Here is a 16566-nt window from a genome sequence, read left to right as displayed (position 1 = left end):
GAGGCGCCCCGGGCAGGAGTGTGGCCCGCACCCCCCGTAGCAGTGCGGGCCACGTCCACCGGCCGGCTGTGGGTTCAGGACTCCCACGGCCAGCGGGCGTCACGGGCGGCCTCCAGCAGCGGCACCATCCGGAAGGCCGCGTCCGACAGGCCGCCGAAGGTGTGCCGGTTCCCCGTGCCCGACGGGCCGTGGCCCGCCTGGTAGCCCTCCAGGTTCCAGGTGTAGACCGGGACGTGGGCGGGGATCTGGGCGGTCGGGTCACCGTGCCGGTTCGGGGCGTACTGCTCGTCGGTGACGATCAGCACCCGGTCGTGCCCCCTGTAGTGCCGGCGCACCGCCTCGGTGGTGTCGGTGCCGCCCAGGTCGCCGAAGCGGTCCAGGACCTTCAGCACCGACTCGCCCGTGCGGTACCCCACCCGCTCGCTGGTCGAGCCGAACTGCACGAGATCGGCGTCGGCCGCCCGCAGCGCGAGCGCGGTGCCGAAGATCGCCGCCGCGTCGGCCCGGCTGAGCTGCGACCGCTCGGACAGCCGCGACCAGAACATCGAGCCCGACCGGTCGACGAGCACCAGCGTCCGGCCCGGCAGCGCGGGCACGTTGGCCAGCGAGTGGCCGAGCGCCCGCTCCAGCGGGTAGGACCAGCGCAGCGAGGGCGCGTGCTGGTAGGCGGCCAGGTAGCGGAAGGGGAACTGCCGCGAGCGCGCCACCTGCTCCGGGTCGCTGATCCGTGCCGCGACCTGGGCGGCGGCCTCGTCGCAGACCCCGGCCTCGTCGAAGTTGCGCAGGTTGCGGACCAGTGCCATCGGGCCCATCGACGGGATCACGGCCTCCCAGGCCGCCCTGTCCATCGGTCCCTGCAGCCAGCCGGCCAGCGCCTCCCAGGTGATCCCGGCCGCGGCCAGCCGCTCGGCGCCACCGGGTGCCGTGACGACCGCCCGCCGCTCGGCGACCGGCAGGGCCATCAGCTCGCGGTGTGCGGTGAGCACCGGCAGCGCGGCGGGCGGCACCGCCGTCTCCGGGTGGTGCCGCCGGTCGAGCGCGTACCGGAACAGGTCGCCCTGCCACGGCTTGTCCGGGTCCGGCGAGGCGTGCACGAGGTTGAGGATGTCGCCGAAACGGTAACCCCTGGACGCGGTGTCGTACTTCAGCAGCGACTTGGCGTGGTACAGCCGGCGCACGGCGTCGGCGACACCGCGCTTGACGGGCTTGGGCACGGCACGGCCGTACGTCGACGTCCAGTACGCCAGCAGTTCGCCCGGCTCGTCCGGGCGGCGCAGCACGCTCTGGACGACCTGCCGGTTCGCCGGCCCGCCGGTCGCGCCGGCCGCTAGGCGTGCGTGGACGTACTCGGCGGCGCCCACGACCGCGGCCGTGCGCATGTTGCCCTCACCGCGCAGCCAGCTCAGCAGGCCGGCCGTCCAGGCCGCGTCGCTCACGGCGAGATCGCGCACGAGGCGGGTGTACCGGGCGTCGCGGTCCTCGGCCTTCTCGTAGAACGTGTCCGCGACGAAGTGGGACACCGCGAGGAGGAACAGCTCCGAGCGCGGGTCGCGCTCCTGGCCGCGCCCGCCCTGGTGGGTCCGCAGGGTGCGGCCGGTCGAGATCACCGCCGACGTCGGCTGCGCCTTGGCGGCTCGCGTGTTGAATCGCGCCATGGTGAATTCCCCCGAATTCGTGTCGTGTCCGGGAGAGCGCGGCAAATGGAGGGTGCCCGAGAACCGAGGTCGGCGACGGACTTTTCCGGATGCTCTGCCGATTGAGCTACACCGACCCAGTGGTCGTCGACGGGACTCGAACCCGCAACCGTCCGATCCGATGGAGTAACCGCTGCCTGCGCACCGGACACCCACCATGTGCCACGCCTCCCGAGGTCGGGCCGGCAACGGTGGTGATCTCCTGGCGGAGAAGCAGCCGTCGCCTCGCACCGGGAGGTGCGTGAGTTCGTGTGTCCAGAGACCGAGGGCGGCGGAACCGACGTGTTGGTGCTCTGCCCCTGAGCTACACCGGCCTGTCGTACCGGTGGCGGGATTCGAACCCGCGGCCTCCCCGTTATCAGCGGAAGTAGGTCCTGCCTGTCGCACCTGGACGTGCATCACCCTAGGAGGACGGCCGCGGGTCGCGCGAATGAATTGATTACCGCTTCTGCCGCTTCCAGGGCCCCGTGATGGCCAGCATGATGCCCGGCGTCTGGATGTTGGCGAACAGGGTGCGGCCGTCGGGCGAGAAGGTGACGCCGGTGAACTCGCTGTACTCGGGCGCCTCGTCGGTGCCGATGTTCAGCTCGTTGCGGGCGATCGGGTAGGTGCGGCCGCTGTCGGTGGCCCCGAACAGGTGCTGGACGCCCTCGCCGTCCTCGGCGATGACCAGGCCGCCGTACGGGGAGACCGTGATGTTGTCGGGCCCGTCGAAGGCGCCGTCCGCGGCCGGGGCGGGGTTCACGCCGAGCAGGACCTTGAGGGTCAGAGTGCGGCGCTTGGGGTCGTAGAACCAGACCTGCCCGTCGTGCTGGACGGGGCTCTCCGCGCGGGCGAAGGAGGAGACGATGTAGGCGCCGCCGTCACCCCACCACATGCCCTCCAGCTTGCGGGCGCGGGTGACCTGGCCGTCGGTGAACTGCTTGCGCACGGAGACGGTCCGGGCGTCGCGGTCGGGGACGTCCACCCAGTCGACGCCGTAGACGGTGCCGGTCTTCGTGGCGCGGGACAGGTCGTCCACGAACTGGCCCCCGGAGTCGAAGCACTTGAAGGCCTGGAGCACGCCGGCGTCGTCGGCGAGGGTGCGCAGCCGGCCGCGGCCGTGGCGGAAGCCCTCCGGCGGGGTCCAGCGGTAGAGCAGGCCGTTGGGGCCGGACGCGTCCTCGGTGAGGAAGAGGTGGCCGCGCTTGGGGTCGACGACGACGGCCTCGTGGGCGTAGCGGCCGAGCGCCTTGATCGGCTTCGGGTCGCGGTTGGCCCGCCGGTCCTCAGGGTCGACCTCGAAGACGTAGCCGTGGTCCTTGGTGAAGCCGTTCTTACCGGCCTTGTCCTCGGTCTCCTCACAGGTCAGCCAGGTGCCCCACGGGGTCCTGCCACCCGCGCAGTTGGTGGCGGTGCCGGCGATGCCGACCCACTCGGCGACCTCGCCGCCGCGGCGGACCTCGACGACGGTGCAGCCGCCGGCCGCCGCCGGGTCGTAGACGAGGCCCTCGGTGAGCGGCACCGGGTGCGGCCACTGGGCGCGGGCGCCGGCCAGTTCGTGGTTGTTGACGAGGAGGGTGGTACCGCGGGGGCCGTCGAAGGTGGCGGTGCCGTCGTGGTTGGACGGGGTGAACTCGCCGGACTCCAGCGTGGTCCGGCCGCTGTAGGTGATGATCCGGTACTCGAAGCCCTCGGGCAGGGCGAGGATGCCGTCCGGGTCGGGGAGCAGCGGTCCGTAGCCGACGCCGTGGTGGCCGTGCGCCGGCGCGCCGTCCACGCCCTCGGCGTCGGTCTCCGTGGACGCGAGGGCGTTCGGCGCGGTGGCGAGCGCGCCGACGCTGCCCGCGAGGGCGACCCCGGCACCGGTGATCGCGGATTTTCTGGCGAAGTCCCTGCGGGTGAGCGGCATGGTGTCTCCTGTGACGGTGTCGGTGCCGTGGAGGGTGGGGGGCCTCGGTTCGGCGCACACGTTCCCGTCCACTTCTGAACGGCAGTTGAACGCAGTGCTACTTCACGGGCCCGGGTTCGCGAACCCGTGTGCACCGCACCGCGGCCCGGCCGCGCACCGATCGCGTCCGCCGCCAGCCGGGTCCGTCAACTCCCTTGCTGGGAGCGCGCCTTGAACGCGGCCTTGCGGGCCTCCTTGGCCACCTTCCTGTCGGGGTGCAGCCGGCCCATCGCCTCCAGCACGTCCGCGGTGGCGGGATGGCCCACCCGCCAGGCCGCGGCGAAGAACCCGCTGTGCTGCTCGGCGAGCCCCTCCACCAGCGCCTGCAGCTCGTCCGAGTTCCCCTCGGCCTGCAACTGCGCGGCGACCGTGTCGATGGTCAGCCAGAAGACCAGCTCCGGCGAGGGCGCCGGCACCTCGGCGGCGCCCCGTTCGCTCAGCCACACCCGGGCGAGACCGCCCAGTTCGGGATCGTCGAGGACCTCCCGCAGCGCCGGCTCGGCCTCCGGGCCCACCAGCGACAGCGCCTGCTGGCAGCGCAGCCTGCGCAGCGGCGCCCCGGCGTCCGCTCCGCGCGCCGCCGCCAGCAACTCCCGTGCGGCGGCCAGTGATTCTCGTCGGGCCAGCCACTGCTCGGTCTCGGCCCGGGCAGCGGCCTGCCCGAAGCCCGCCGTGCCGTCGAGCAGCGCGTCCGCGCCCTTGTCGACGAGTTCACCGACGGCGGGCGCCGTGACGCCGGCTTCCAGCAGCCGCGTCCGCAGCCCGTAGACGCCGAGCGGGGTGAGGCGCACCATGCCGTAGCGGGAGACGTCGGTGTCGTCCACCGGGGCGGCGGGCTCCTCGTCGGCGTCGGCCATCAGCGCCTCGTCCACCGGCTGGTACTCGACCAGCCCGATCGGCTCCAGCATCCGGAACTGGTCGTCGAGCCGCATCATCGCGTCGGAGACCTGTTCCAGGACGTCGTTGCTGGGCTCGCCCATGCCGTCCGGCACGATCACCGACGCGGCCAGGGCGGGCAGCGGGACCGCCGCCTCGCCGGGGCCGTCCTCACTGACGGTCAGCAGGTAGAGGTTGCCGAGGACTCCGTCGAGGAAGTCCGCCTCGGCCTCCGGGTCCCAGTCGAGTGACGAGAAATCGACCTGTCCGCCCTCGTCCAGGGCGTCGACCAGATCGTCCAGGTCGGGCACGCTCGCGTCCGCCACGATCGTCTCCAGGGCGGCGAGCCACACGGTGAGCACGTCGTGCGGGGAGCCACCGGTGAGCCGGGCCAGCGCGGCCCCGGCCCGGACCGTCCCGGCGTCCTCGTCCACGATCTCGACCAGGCCCGCGTCCACGGCGACCCGCCAGGCCTCGCTCGCGCAGGCGGCGGCGTCGTCGCCGCTCAGCCCGAGGAGTCCGGCGGCGTCCGGAAGCTGTTCGTCGACCAGTCCGCCGCCGGCGTCCACGCGGGTTCCGGATCCGGCCCAGCGGGCGAGACGGGCGGCGCGGGAGAGCACCGGCGTGGACAGCGCGGCGCGCGCCAGCTCCGCTTCGGGGTGCAGCCGAACGGGCGGCAGGGGGGAGCTGTCTGACATCGGCTGGTTCTCCTCGGACCGTGAAACGGGCTCAGCCGCTCAGCCTAGACGGATTTCCACCCATGCCGCCCGGTTCATCTCCCCGCCGGGGGCCGCACCTGGCCGAAACCTTGACAACTCCCGGGCTCAGGCAGGACATTGACGCGCGTAGAAGTTGGGGGGACAACTGTTCACTCGGCTCTACGGGCGTCACTGAGGGCTACGGGCCCCACACGCTCCCGTTCCACCCTCGTCCCGGCGCATCGTCACGTCCCCGGAGGGATTTCCTTGCCGAGCAGGTCTTCCGCGCGCCTCGCCGCGCTCACCGTCGCCGCCGTCTGCAGCGCGGCGTCCGCCGTCGTCCTCACTTCCCCCGCGCACGCCGAGTCGGTGCGCGTCCACGACATCCAGGGCACGACCCGGATATCGCCGTTCGCCGGGCAGAAGGTCACGGACGTGCCCGGCATCGTCACGGCCGTCCGCACCTACGGCTCCTCCAAGGGCTTCTGGCTGCAGGACGCGGCTCCGGACGACAACCCGGCCACCAGCGAAGGCGTGTTCGTCTTCACCGGCTCCACGCCGAAGGCCGCCGTCGGCGACTCGGTGACGGTGACCGGCACGGTCTCCGAGTACGTCCCGGGCGGCGCCTCGTCCGGCAACCAGTCGCTGACGGAGATCACCAAGCCGACGGTCGCCACCGTCTCCACCGGCAACGCCGTTCCGGCGCCGGTCGTGGTCGACGAGGACGCGGTGCCGGACGCCTACGCCCCGCAGGGCGACACGGCCGCCGCCGGCTCCGTCAACGGCCTGACCCTGGACCCGTCGGCGTACGCCCTGGACTACTACGAGTCCCTCGAGGGCATGAACGTCCAGGTCGCCGACGCCCGCGTGGTCACCGCGACCGACCCGTACAGCGAGCTGTGGGTCACCGTGAAGCCGTGGGAGCACCGCAACCGCCGCGGCGGCACGGTCTACGGCTCCTACACGTCCCAGAACACCGGCCGGCTGCAGGTCCAGTCGCTCGGCGCCACCGCCGACTTCCCGAAGGCGAACGTCGGTGACACCCTGGAGGGCGCCACCACCGGCCCGCTGGACTTCAACCAGTACGGCGGCTACACCCTCGTCGCGAGCAAGCTGGGCACGCTGGACAGCGCCGGTCTGGAGCGCGAGACGACGCGCAGGCAGTCGAGCCGCGAGCTGGCGGTGGCGACGTACAACGTCGAGAACCTCGACCCGTCGGACGCCACGTTCGACAAGCACGCCTCCGCGATCGTGAACCACCTGCAGTCGCCGGACATCGTGTCCCTGGAGGAGATCCAGGACGACAACGGCGCCAAGGACGACGGCACGGTCGATGCGAGCCAGACCGTGACCAAGCTGATCGACGCGATCGTCGCGGCCGGCGGCCCGAAGTACGACTGGCGCGCCATCGACCCGGTCAACGACCAGGACGGCGGCGAGCCCGGCGGCAACATCCGCCAGGTGTTCCTGTTCAACCCCGAGCGGGTGTCCTTCACGGACCGCGCGGGCGGCGACTCGACCACCGCGGTCGGTGTCACCAAGGTGCACGGCAAGGCACAGCTGACGGCCTCCCCGGGCCGGATCGACCCGGCGAACGCGGCCTGGGCGAACAGCCGCAAGCCGCTGGCCGGCGAGTTCGTCTTCCGCGGCAAGTCGGTCTTCGTGATCGCCAACCACCTCAACTCCAAGGGCGGCGACCAGGGACTGGCCTCCCAGTACCAGCCGCCGGTGCGCAGCTCGGAGGTCCAGCGCCACGCGCAGGCGGCCGTGGTGCACGCGTTCGTCAAGAACCTCCTGGACGTCCAGAAGAACGCCGACGTCATCGCCCTCGGCGACATGAACGACTTCGAGTTCTCCGGGACCGCGAAGATCCTGGAGGGCGACGGCGAGCTGTGGTCGGCGATCAAGTCGCTGCCGAGGAGCGAGCGTTACACCTATGACTACCAGGGCAACCAGCAGGTCCTGGACCAGATCCTGATCAGCCCGGCGATCCGGCGCGGCTGCGACTTCGAGTACGACAGCGTGCACGTCAACTCGGAGTTCAACGACCAGATCAGCGACCACGACCCGCAGGTGCTGCGGTTCCGTCCGTAGCTCCATCGGTTCGGGGCCGGCCGAACACACCGTTCGGCCGGCCCCGTCCATCCGGTCCTCGCACCGACCCGTGCGGTGTCCCTGAGGCGGTCAGCAGGGGTCGTGCCGCCCGCGCCGGGCGATCTCCGTCTCCATGGCCCGCCTGTACCGGGCGATCTCCGCATCCATGGCCCGCCTGTACCGGGCGATGTCCGTCGCCATGGCCCGCCTGTAGCGAGCGACGCCCGCCGCCACCGCGTACCGGTACCGGGCGATTCCCGTCGGCTCCGGGGGCCTGCGCCGGGCGACGCCCACCGCGACGGCGGCCGCCCCCAGCACGCCGGCGGCCAGAACCGGCACCGGATGCCGCCCGGCCGCGCGCAGCGTGTCACGCAGCGTCCGCGGGACGGAGTCGTGCACGGCGTGGCCGGCCTGCCCGGCCCGGTGCTGCACGGCGTGACCGGCCCGGCTGGCCCGGTCCTGGACGACATGACCGGCGTGCCCGGCCCTGTCGTGCACCAGGTGCCCTGTCCTGGCCGCCTTGTCCTGCACGGTGTGACCGGCGTGCGCGGCGCTCGCGCGCAGCTGGACGGTCATGGCACCGGCCTTGTCCCTCAGGTCCGCGGCCCGGGCGCGCGCCCGGCCCTTCACATCGGTCTTCTCCACCAGCTGTGCGACGGTGTCGCCGAGCTGGTTCCTGGTCTGCTCGACCTGCCGGCGCAGCTCGTCGGGGCCCTTGGCGCCCGATCCCTGCGGGGTGCTGTCCGTCATCGGTGTGCCCTTTCCCTATCGCGTCGGCGTCCGCGCCGACCGGGTACCCGGTCCGCACCAGGGTGTCCGGGTACCCCGGCAGGAGCGCGTTCAGCCGTGCTCGCCGTCTGCCGCGCCACGTTCACCGAGGCGGGCGAGCTGGGTCTGGTACCAGTCCAGGCGTGCCTGCAACAGTGCCGCCTGGGCCACGAGTTCGGGCACGCCCGGGTCGGCGCCGCGCGCCGGCCCGGCGGCCGGGCCCGGCCCGGCGCCGGCTCCCGGCATCACCCGCAGTCCCTCTCCGGCCAGCCGGGCGAACCCGGCGAGCGAGACCGAGGTACGTCTGCGCGCACAGCCCGCGCAGACGGGCAGCAGGACGCGCGCCGCCCAGCGGCACGCCGGTGAACCCGGCCCGGGTGCCGTCCTGGGACAGCACCGGGTGGGCGATCTTGTATCCGGTCGGCGGCTCCGTCGGGCGTTCCACCGGGAGCCGAAGCCTCATCGGGCGGCCGGAGCCTCTTCGCGGTCCGGCTGGGCCGGTTCGGTGCGGACGGGTTCGACGGGGAGGTGTGCCTCCTCCTTCTGGACGAGCGGCCGGTCCTCGGCGACTCCGGTGGCCAGTGCCTTGCCGAGCTTCATGGTGCCTCCCATGACCTGACGTCGGTGACCCTCCGGCCATAGTGACCCATGAGGTACGAGTTGGACACAGGACGACGCCTCATGGGGCGAATGCGTCAGCCTTGCTTATCAATACTACGTAGCAGAATTAAGTAGAGCTTCACCGAAGCCGGGGCGAGACTACTCCCATGACGAGCACACAGCACCCCCCGCGGCCCTTCGGCCGCACGCTCTGCGCGATGATCACGCCGTTCACCGAGGAGGGGGCCCTCGACCTGGACGGCGCCGCGGGCCTGGCCGCGCGGCTGGTGGCCGAGGGGTGCGACGGACTGGTCCTGAGCGGCACGACGGGCGAGTCGCCCACCACGACGGACGCGGAGAAGACCGAGCTGATCGCGGCCGTCCGCGGGGCGGTCGGCGACCGGGCCGCGCTGGTGGCGGGCGTGGGCACGGCCGACACGCGGCACACGGCCGAACTGGCCCTTGCCGCCGAGAAGGCCGGCGCGGACGGCGTGCTGGTGGTGACGCCGTACTACAGCAGGCCGCCGCAGGAGGCCGTGGCCGCCCACTTCCTCGAAGTCGCCGACGCGAGCGGTCTGCCGGTGATGGTCTACGACATCCCGGGCCGTACCGGCACCCGGATCGAGCCGGAGACGATGATCCGCCTCGCCGGCCACCCCGGGATCGTGGCCGTCAAGGACTGCTCCTACGACTTCCTGGGCACCCAGAAGGTGCTGGAGCGAACGGAGTTGGCGTACTACGCGGGTTGCGACGAGCACGTCCTCGCGCTGTACGCGGTCGGCGCGGCGGGCTGTGTGACCACCGTCGGCAACGCCGTACCGGCCCACATGGCCGCGATCCTGGACGCCTTCGACGCGGGCGACACCGGCCGGGCGAGGCGACTGCAGCTGAGGGCGACACCGCTGATCGAGGCGATGATGGGCGCGGGCCTGCCGGGCACGGTCACCGCGAAGGCCCTCCTCGGCCGGCTCGGCCTGCCCGCGGGCCCGGTGCGCCGGCCCCTGCTGCCCGCCGGCCGGGAGACGGCCGACGGGCTGCTGGGGCTGTACGAGGAGCTGGTCAGCGGGTCGTGAACAGCGGCTCCCAGCGGCCGGCGCTGTTGTCCCTGGGCGAGCGGAAGCCGCTGAGCGGCCGGACCTTCTGACTGCCGACGGTGACGAGCACGAGTCGCTGGTGGAACTCGTCGCCGTCGCCGCCGATGCCCCAGGCGATCAGCCGCCTGCCGTCCGCCCAGGCCAGCAGCTGCTGACCCGGCACCGTGGTGACGCGGCGGCCGGTGACGGGGTCGTCGATGGCGGACGCGATCTCCTTGCCCCGCCCGGCGAAGGCACCGGCCGCAAGCCTGCCGTCGGGCGACAGGCCGGCCTCGACGGAGGGCCACAGGTGGCTTTCTACAGCGGGTGCCCGGACGTCCGTGCCGTCGAGGGCGTGGTACTTGCGGCCCGGGCTCGTCTCCACGGCTTCCCACAGGAACTTCCCGTCGTGACTGAACTCCAGATCCGCGCGTGCGTTGAGTGCCTCGCCATATCGGTCCTTCCAGTAGGGCAGCTTGTGCCATTGGCCCGTTCCCGCGGCGACGTCGATCAGGGTGAACCCCGTCCGGCTGGGCACCCCCTGCGGCTGCATCGTGCCGTTCTCCTGGATCCTCGCGCTCCAGTAGGCCCGGTCGGGGTTCTTCGCGTACGTGGTGACGAGCAGCTTGCCGCCGTCGGGCGAGAAGACGGCCGCGCCGGCACCCTGCGGCACCGGGACCCAGCGCTTGACCTCGCCGTCGGCCAGGTCCAGCAGCCCGACCCGGGAGGCCGGCAGGTCGCGCTCCAGCACCGCGGCCATCCGGGCGCCGGGCGCGACGGTCGCGAAGGCCCAGCGGTCGTCCTTCCGGTAGGTCCTGGTCCCGGGATCCAGCAGCCGGTAGGTCCGTGTGAGGATCCTGTCCTTGTTGGGCTGATCGACCCCCTTTTGGGTGCTGTAACCGGCCATGAGGGCGTCGCCCGCACCGATCAGCTCGCGCGGCGGCGACTGGTCGGCGTGTGCCGCGACACGGCCGTCCGTGATGTGCGCCGGCCGTACGTCCCGCCCGCCGCCGTCCGTGAGCGGCACGGCGACGGCGACGGCGGCCACGGCCGCGGCGGACACCGCGGACACGGTGATTCGGCGCGTACGGCGCCTGCGGCGCAGCTCCAGCACCCGGTCGGCGAGGTCCGCGGCCGCCGGCCGGGCTTCCCGCGCCATCTCCCGCAGGGAGTCGCGCACCAGTTCCTCGACGTTCACGGACGCACCTCCACGGGCGAGAAGTCGCGCGACGGCCGCGGGGCGGCGCCGTCGGGCGCGGTCAGCTCGGGCGCGAGGGTGCGCAGCCGGGCGAGGGAGCGGTGGGTGGTCGACCGCACGGTGCCGACGGAACAGCCCAGCTGCCGGGCCACGTCGGCCTCGGGCAGGTCCTCGAAGTAGCGCAGCACCAGCACGGTGCGCTGGCGGGCGGTGAGCTTGGACAGGGCGGTGCGCAGCAGCAGGCGCTGCTCGGCGGCCCCGGAGGCGTCCGGAGCGTGGCCCGCCTCGGGCAACTCGGCGACCGGGACCTCCCGGCGCGGCCACTTCAGCCGCCACCGGCTGATCTGCTGCCGGTACAGGACCCGCCGGACGTAGGCCTCCGGCTCGTCGATCCGCTGCCATCGTTCGGCCGTCCTGATCAGCGCGTTCTGCAGCAGATCCTCGGCCGCGTGCCGGTCCCCGCCGGTCAGCAGGACGGCCGTCTTCAGCAGGGCCGAGGATCTAGCGGCCACGAACTGTTGAAAACTCTCCTGCGCTTCGGCATCCATCGTCACCTTCTCTTCTCGGGGCCGACGTGATGTCCGGGCCCTGTATCCCTCGAGACGCCCGCCGCGCACCTCCGCTATGCCTGCGGTGACGAAAAATCAGGCGGTGTCTGCCGGGCGGACGGCCCGCCGGGCAGCGGGCGTCGCCTGACGACGGCGACTCGGTCAGCCCGGCCGGTGAGCGGCACTCGGGCGGCTCGCGGCCACCAGGACGACCGTGATGCTGATCAGCAGGGACCATGCGCCGAACTTCTCGACGCCGACGGGCTGCCAGCCGTGCAGCTGGTAGGGGTAGCGCCAGGCGCCCGCGTAGGTGGCGAGGTTCTCCGCCACCCACAGGAAGAAGCCGATCAGGACGAACGACACGGCCAGCGGCATCTGCCGGCGTACCCCGCGCACCGTGAACCGGGCGGAGGTGCCCGCTGTGACGGCCACCAGCAGTCCGGCCAGCGGCCAGCGCACATCGGGCAGCCAGTGGTGACTGAAGAAGTTGAGGTAGACGGCCGCGGCCACCGCTGCTGTCGCCCTGGGCCGGTAGCGGACCAGTTCGAGGTCGAAGAGGTGCCAGGCCCGGCAGACGTAACTGCCGACGGCCGCGTAGAGGAACCCCCCGTACAGCGGCACACCGGCGAACTTCAGCACGGCCGGCTCCGGGTAGCTCCACGAGCCGAGGGACACCTTCACCAGCTCGAACGCCAGGCCGATGACATGGCAGACGCCGATGACGGCGATGTCGCGCCCGCTCTCCCAGCCACGCAGCCAGAAAAGGAGGGTGAGCAGCACGCCGTAGACGACGAGCAGGTCGTACCGGGCCACCGGCAGGCCGGGCAGCTGGGTCGACACCGCCACGCCGGACAGCAGCGCGATGGCGAAGGCGCACGCTCTGGTCTGTGTCCAGGCGAAATCGCACAGCTGGCGGACAGATGAGGCCAGGGGGCCGGTGAGGTGGGCGCTGAAGCGGAACATGGTGCACTGGAGGACGCACGCACGTGAGCCGGGGTTCCAGCCGGCTCGGGGTCCCGCCTGCGAGCGCCCTCCCGGACCGCGGAAGGGCGCTCGATGGTGACCGCCGTCGGTCAGTTGTGGCTGTGCAGGATGTCGTTCAGGCCGCCCCAGACCGCGTTGTTCGGGCGGGCCTCGACCTTGCCGGTGACCGAGTTGCGGCGGAAGAGGATGTTGGAGGCGCCGTTCAGCTCGCGGGCCTTGACGATCTGGCCGTCGGGCATGGTGACCTGCGTGCCCGCGGTGATGTAGAGGCCGGCCTCGACCACGCACTCGTCGCCGAGCGCGATGCCGACGCCCGCCTCGGCGCCGATCAGGCAGCGCTCGCCGATCGAGATGATCACGTTGCCGCCGCCGGACAGGGTGCCCATGGTTGAGGCGCCGCCGCCGATGTCGGAGCCGTTGCCGACCACGACGCCCGCGGAGATGCGGCCCTCGACCATGGAGGTGCCGAGGGTGCCGGCGTTGAAGTTGACGAAGCCCTCGTGCATGACCGTGGTGCCCTCGGCGAGGTGGGCGCCCAGCCGGACCCGGTCGGCGTCGGCGATGCGCACGCCCTTGGGGGCGACGTAGTCCGTCATGCGCGGGAACTTGTCGATCGAGGTGACCTGGAGGTGCAGGCCCTCGGCGCGGGCGTTGAGCCGCACCTTCTCGATGTCGTCCACGGCGACCGGGCCGAGCGAGGTCCAGGCGACGTTGGCGAGGTGACCGAAGACGCCGTCCAGGCTCTGGCCGTGCGGCTTGACCAGGCGGTGCGAGAGGAGGTGCAGCCGCAGGTAGACGTCGTGCGCGTCGATCGGCTTCTCGTCCAGGGAGGCGATGACCGTGCGGACCGCGACCACCTCGACGCCCCGGCGGCTGTCCGGGCCGACGGCCGCGGTCGCGCCGCCGCCCAGCAGCTCCGACGCCCGCTCGGCGGTCAGCCGCTCGGTGCCGGCCGGGCCCGGCTCGGCGACCAGCTCGGGGGACGGGAACCAGGTGTCGAGAACGGTGCCGTCGGAGGCGATCGTGGCGAGGCCGGCGGCGACGGCGCCGGTGGTGCGGGAAGCAGAGTCGGTCATGGGGAAAACCTAACGTGGGCGGGGTCGCCGAGGCCAACCGCCGCCGGGGGCGTCTCATGTGCCGGGCGCGTGCGCGAGGGGTCGGCCGGGGCCGCGCACCCTGGCGTGGCCCTTCCCCGGGTGGGCGGGGCGGCCCGGGTACGCGGAAGCGGCGGCACACGCGGTGCCGCCGCTTCACGCGCGAGGCGTCCTCAGACGTTGAACCCGAGCGCCCGGAGCTGCTCGCGGCCGTCGTCCGTGATCTTGTCCGGACCCCACGGCGGCATCCAGACCCAGTTGATGCGCAGCTCGTTGACCAGCCCGTCCGTGGCGGACTTGGCCTGGTCCTCGATGACGTCGGTCAGCGGGCAGGCCGCCGACGTCAGGGTCATGTCGACGGTCGCGATGTTCGCGTCGTCGACGTGGATGCCGTAGATCAGGCCGAGGTTGACGACGTCGATGCCCAGCTCGGGGTCCACGACGTCCATCAGGGCCTCGCGAAGCTCCTCCTCCGAGGCGGGCTTCATCTCTGCGGTGTCGGTCATGCCGTCTTCCTTTCGGCGTCGGCGCCACCCAGCGCCTGGGCCGTCGCGTCCTTCCACGCCATCCAGCTCAGGAGGGCGCACTTGACCCGTGCCGGGTACTTGGAGACACCGGCGAACGCGACCGCGTCCTCCAGCACCTCCTCCATGGCGTCGTCCGGCTCGATCCTGCCCTTGGACTGCATCAGCTCCAGGAAGGTCTCCTGGATCTTCTGCGCGTCGGACAGGTCCTTGCCGACCAGCAGCTCGTTCAGCACGGAGGCCGAGGCCTGGCTGATGGAGCAGCCCTGGCCCTCGTAGCTGACGTCCTCGATCTTCGTACCGTCGTACTTCACCCGGAGGGTGATCTCGTCGCCGCACGTCGGGTTCACGTGGTGCACCTCGGCGTCGCCATCCCGCAAGCCCCGCCCGTGCGGGTTCTTGTAGTGGTCCAGGATGACTTCCTGGTACATCGAATCCAGCTTCATGCGATCGCTCGTCCCGTCAGCCGAAGAAGTTCCGTACGTGCTCCAGCCCCTCGACCAGTGCGTCGATCTCGGCCGGCGTGGAGTACAGATAGAACGACGCCCGCGTGGTCGCAGGAATTCCGTAACGGAGGCAGACGGGCCGCGCGCAGTGGTGGCCGACGCGCACCGCGATGCCCTGCTCGTCGAGGACCTGGCCCACGTCGTGCGGGTGGATGTCGCCCAGCGTGAAGGAGATCGCGGCCCCGCGGTCCTCGGCCGTGGTCGGGCCGATGATCCTCAGGTCCGGCACCTCGGCGAGCCGCTTCACCGCGTACTCGGTGAGCGCGTGCTCGTGGGCGAGGATCTTGTCCATGCCGATCGAGCCGAGGTAGTCGATGGCCGCGCCGAGGCCGACCGCCTGGGCGATCGGGGGCGTGCCCGCCTCGAACTTGTGCGGCGCCGGGGCGTACGTCGAGGAGTGCATCGAGACGGTCTCGATCATCTCGCCGCCGCCGAGGAACGGGGGCAGGTCCTCCAGCAGCTCCTGGCGGCCCCACAGGACGCCGATGCCGGTCGGGCCGCACATCTTGTGGCCGGTGAAGGCCACGAAGTCGGCCTGGAGCGCCTGCACGTCCAGCGGCATGTGCGGGGCGGCCTGGGAGGCGTCGATGCAGACCAGCGCGCCGACTTCCTGCGCACGCCGGATTATCGCCTCGACCGGATTGACCGTGCCCAGGATGTTCGACACCAGCACGAAGGAGACGATCTTCGTCTTCTCCGTGATGACCTCGTCGATGTTGGACAGGTCGAGCCGGCCGTCGTCGGTCAGCCCGAACCACTTCAGCTTCGCGCCCGTGCGCTGCGCGAGCAGCTGCCACGGCACGATGTTGGAGTGGTGCTCCATCTCGGTGATGACGATCTCGGTCTCGTGGTCCACCCGGTAGGGCTCGTCGGCCCAGCCCAGCATGTTGGCCACGAGGTTCAGCGACTCGGAGGCGTTCTTGGTGAAGATCACCTCGTCGCGGCTGGGCGCGTTGATGAACTCGGCGACCTTGTCGCGCGCGCCCTCGTACAGCGCCGTGGCCTCCTCGGCGAGCACATGCACACCGCGGTGGACGTTGGCGTTGTAGCGCTCGTAGTACTCGCTCAGGGCGTCCAGTACCTGGCGCGGCTTCTGCGACGTCGCCGCGTTGTCCAGGTACACGAGCTTCCGGCCGTCGTGGACGACTCGGTCCAGAACGGGGAAGTCCTTGCGGATCGCCTCGGTGTCGAGGAGGCCCGGCAGCTGTGTCACGCGGATGCGCCACCCTTCACGTATGCCTCGTAGCCCTCGTTCTCCAGCTTGTCCGCGAGCTCGGGGCCGCCGGACTCGACGATGCGGCCGCCGGCGAACACGTGGACGTGGTCGGGCTTGATGTAGCGCAGGATGCGCGTGTAGTGCGTGATCAGCAGGGTGCCGACCTCGCCGGTCTCGCGGACGCGGTTGACGCCCTCGGAGACGATGCGGAGCGCGTCGACGTCCAGGCCGGAGTCGGTCTCGTCGAGGATCGCGACCTTCGGCTTGAGCAGTTCGAGCTGGAGGATCTCGTGGCGCTTCTTCTCACCGCCGGAGAAGCCCTCGTTGACGTTGCGCTCGGCGAAGGAGGGGTCCATGTGGAGACGCTCCATGGTCTCCTTGACCTCCTTGACCCAGGTGCGCAGCTTGGGGGCCTCGCCGCGGATGGCGGTGGCGGAGGTGCGCAGGAAGTTGGAGACCGAGACGCCGGGGACCTCGACCGGGTACTGCATCGCCAGGAACAGGCCCGCGCGGGCGCGCTCGTCGACGGACATCTCCAGGACGTCCTCGCCGTCGAGCAGCACGGTGCCGCCGGTGATCGTGTACTTGGGGTGACCCGCGAGCGAGTAGGCGAGGGTCGACTTGCCCGAGCCGTTGGGGCCCATGATGGCGTGCGTCTCGCCCTGCTTCACGGTGAGGTCGACGCCCTTGAGGATCTCCTTCGTGGCGTTGTCGGCCTCGACGGTGACGTGCAGGTCTCGGATTTCAAGCGTTGCCATGGGTG

15 protein-coding genes and 1 pseudogene are annotated in these 16566 nt (G+C 71.7%); 2 read left to right on the top strand and 14 right to left on the bottom strand.

The window, feature by feature from the left end:
- Positions 1 to 74 precede the first annotated feature (74 nt).
- The 3 genes from IE177_RS28605 to IE177_RS28595 all read right to left on the bottom strand — a co-directional run bounded on the left by IE177_RS28605 (position 75) and on the right by IE177_RS28595 (position 5198).
- A complete protein-coding gene (locus tag IE177_RS28605; protein WP_190018354.1) occupies positions 75 to 1655 on the bottom strand; it encodes a TROVE domain-containing protein in 1581 nt (526 codons plus the stop codon).
- Between the two features lie 478 nt (positions 1656 to 2133).
- Positions 2134 to 3585, bottom strand: a complete 1452-nt coding sequence (locus IE177_RS28600; RefSeq protein WP_190018353.1) for an alkaline phosphatase PhoX — start codon at positions 3583 to 3585, stop codon at positions 2134 to 2136.
- Positions 3586 to 3770: 185 nt separating this feature from the next.
- Complete coding sequence (locus IE177_RS28595) at positions 3771 to 5198, bottom strand: hypothetical protein (RefSeq protein WP_190018352.1); 1428 nt, start codon at positions 5196 to 5198, stop codon at positions 3771 to 3773.
- Between the two features lie 267 nt (positions 5199 to 5465).
- On the opposite strand from IE177_RS28595, the gene IE177_RS28590 reads away from it, so the two are divergent.
- Complete coding sequence (locus IE177_RS28590; RefSeq protein WP_190018351.1) at positions 5466 to 7292, top strand: DUF8508 domain-containing protein; 1827 nt, start codon at positions 5466 to 5468, stop codon at positions 7290 to 7292.
- A 90-nt stretch (positions 7293 to 7382) separates the two neighbouring features.
- Here the strand turns inward: IE177_RS28590 and IE177_RS28585 are convergent, their stop codons facing one another.
- From IE177_RS28585 to IE177_RS28575, 3 genes and pseudogenes are all read right to left on the bottom strand, one after another.
- Positions 7383 to 8042 carry a DUF3618 domain-containing protein gene (locus IE177_RS28585; protein WP_190018350.1) on the bottom strand — a complete coding sequence of 220 codons (660 nt, stop codon included), beginning with the start codon at positions 8040 to 8042 and terminating at the stop codon, positions 7383 to 7385.
- Between the two features lie 90 nt (positions 8043 to 8132).
- Positions 8133 to 8523: pseudogene (locus tag IE177_RS28580) on the bottom strand (hypothetical protein).
- Positions 8520 to 8660: a hypothetical protein gene (locus IE177_RS28575; RefSeq protein WP_190018349.1), complete on the bottom strand. Its 141-nt coding sequence runs from the start codon at positions 8658 to 8660 to the stop codon at positions 8520 to 8522. The pseudogene IE177_RS28580 and the gene IE177_RS28575 overlap by 4 nt, the downstream one beginning before the upstream one ends.
- A 167-nt stretch (positions 8661 to 8827) precedes the next feature.
- Here IE177_RS28575 and dapA point away from each other — a divergent pair, with 167 nt between their 5' ends.
- Positions 8828 to 9733 (top strand): 4-hydroxy-tetrahydrodipicolinate synthase, encoded by a 906-nt coding sequence (dapA, locus tag IE177_RS28570; protein WP_190018348.1) that lies wholly within the window; start codon positions 8828 to 8830, stop codon positions 9731 to 9733.
- Here the strand turns inward: dapA and IE177_RS28565 are convergent.
- From IE177_RS28565 to sufC, 8 genes are all read right to left on the bottom strand, one after another.
- Positions 9720 to 10931 (bottom strand): WD40 repeat domain-containing protein, encoded by a 1212-nt coding sequence (locus tag IE177_RS28565; protein WP_190018347.1) that lies wholly within the window; start codon positions 10929 to 10931, stop codon positions 9720 to 9722. The two genes, dapA and IE177_RS28565, sit on opposite strands and share 14 nt — an antisense overlap.
- Positions 10928 to 11479 carry a SigE family RNA polymerase sigma factor gene (locus IE177_RS28560; RefSeq protein ID WP_190018346.1) on the bottom strand — a complete coding sequence of 184 codons (552 nt, stop codon included), beginning with the start codon at positions 11477 to 11479 and terminating at the stop codon, positions 10928 to 10930. Before IE177_RS28560 ends, IE177_RS28565 begins: the two co-directional genes overlap by 4 nt.
- Before the next feature lie 162 nt (positions 11480 to 11641).
- Positions 11642 to 12442: a DUF817 domain-containing protein gene (locus IE177_RS28555; protein ID WP_190018345.1), complete on the bottom strand. Its 801-nt coding sequence runs from the start codon at positions 12440 to 12442 to the stop codon at positions 11642 to 11644.
- Positions 12443 to 12552: 110 nt separating this feature from the next.
- Entirely contained in the window at positions 12553 to 13539 is a 987-nt protein-coding gene (dapD, locus tag IE177_RS28550) for a 2,3,4,5-tetrahydropyridine-2,6-dicarboxylate N-succinyltransferase (protein ID WP_190018344.1), read from the bottom strand.
- A 191-nt stretch (positions 13540 to 13730) separates the two neighbouring features.
- A complete protein-coding gene (locus IE177_RS28545) occupies positions 13731 to 14063 on the bottom strand; it encodes a metal-sulfur cluster assembly factor (protein WP_190018343.1) in 333 nt (110 codons plus the stop codon).
- The gene (gene sufU / locus IE177_RS28540; protein ID WP_190018342.1) at positions 14060 to 14527 is read right to left on the bottom strand and encodes a Fe-S cluster assembly sulfur transfer protein SufU; all 468 of its coding nucleotides are present in this window, start codon (positions 14525 to 14527) and stop codon (positions 14060 to 14062) included. Before sufU ends, IE177_RS28545 begins: the two co-directional genes overlap by 4 nt.
- 16 nt (positions 14528 to 14543) lie before the next feature.
- Positions 14544 to 15800, bottom strand: a complete 1257-nt coding sequence (locus tag IE177_RS28535; RefSeq protein ID WP_190018341.1) for a cysteine desulfurase — start codon at positions 15798 to 15800, stop codon at positions 14544 to 14546.
- Entirely contained in the window at positions 15797 to 16561 is a 765-nt protein-coding gene (gene sufC, locus IE177_RS28530) for a Fe-S cluster assembly ATPase SufC (protein ID WP_190018340.1), read from the bottom strand. Before sufC ends, IE177_RS28535 begins: the two co-directional genes overlap by 4 nt.
- Positions 16562 to 16566 lie beyond the last annotated feature (5 nt).

Origin of the sequence: Streptomyces lucensis JCM 4490 (assembly GCF_014650035.1) — a bacterium.
GTDB classification, from domain to species: domain Bacteria; phylum Actinomycetota; class Actinomycetes; order Streptomycetales; family Streptomycetaceae; genus Streptomyces; species Streptomyces lucensis.
Note: the sequence above shows the minus strand (reverse complement) of the source record. Positions and strands in the feature narration are given on the sequence as shown.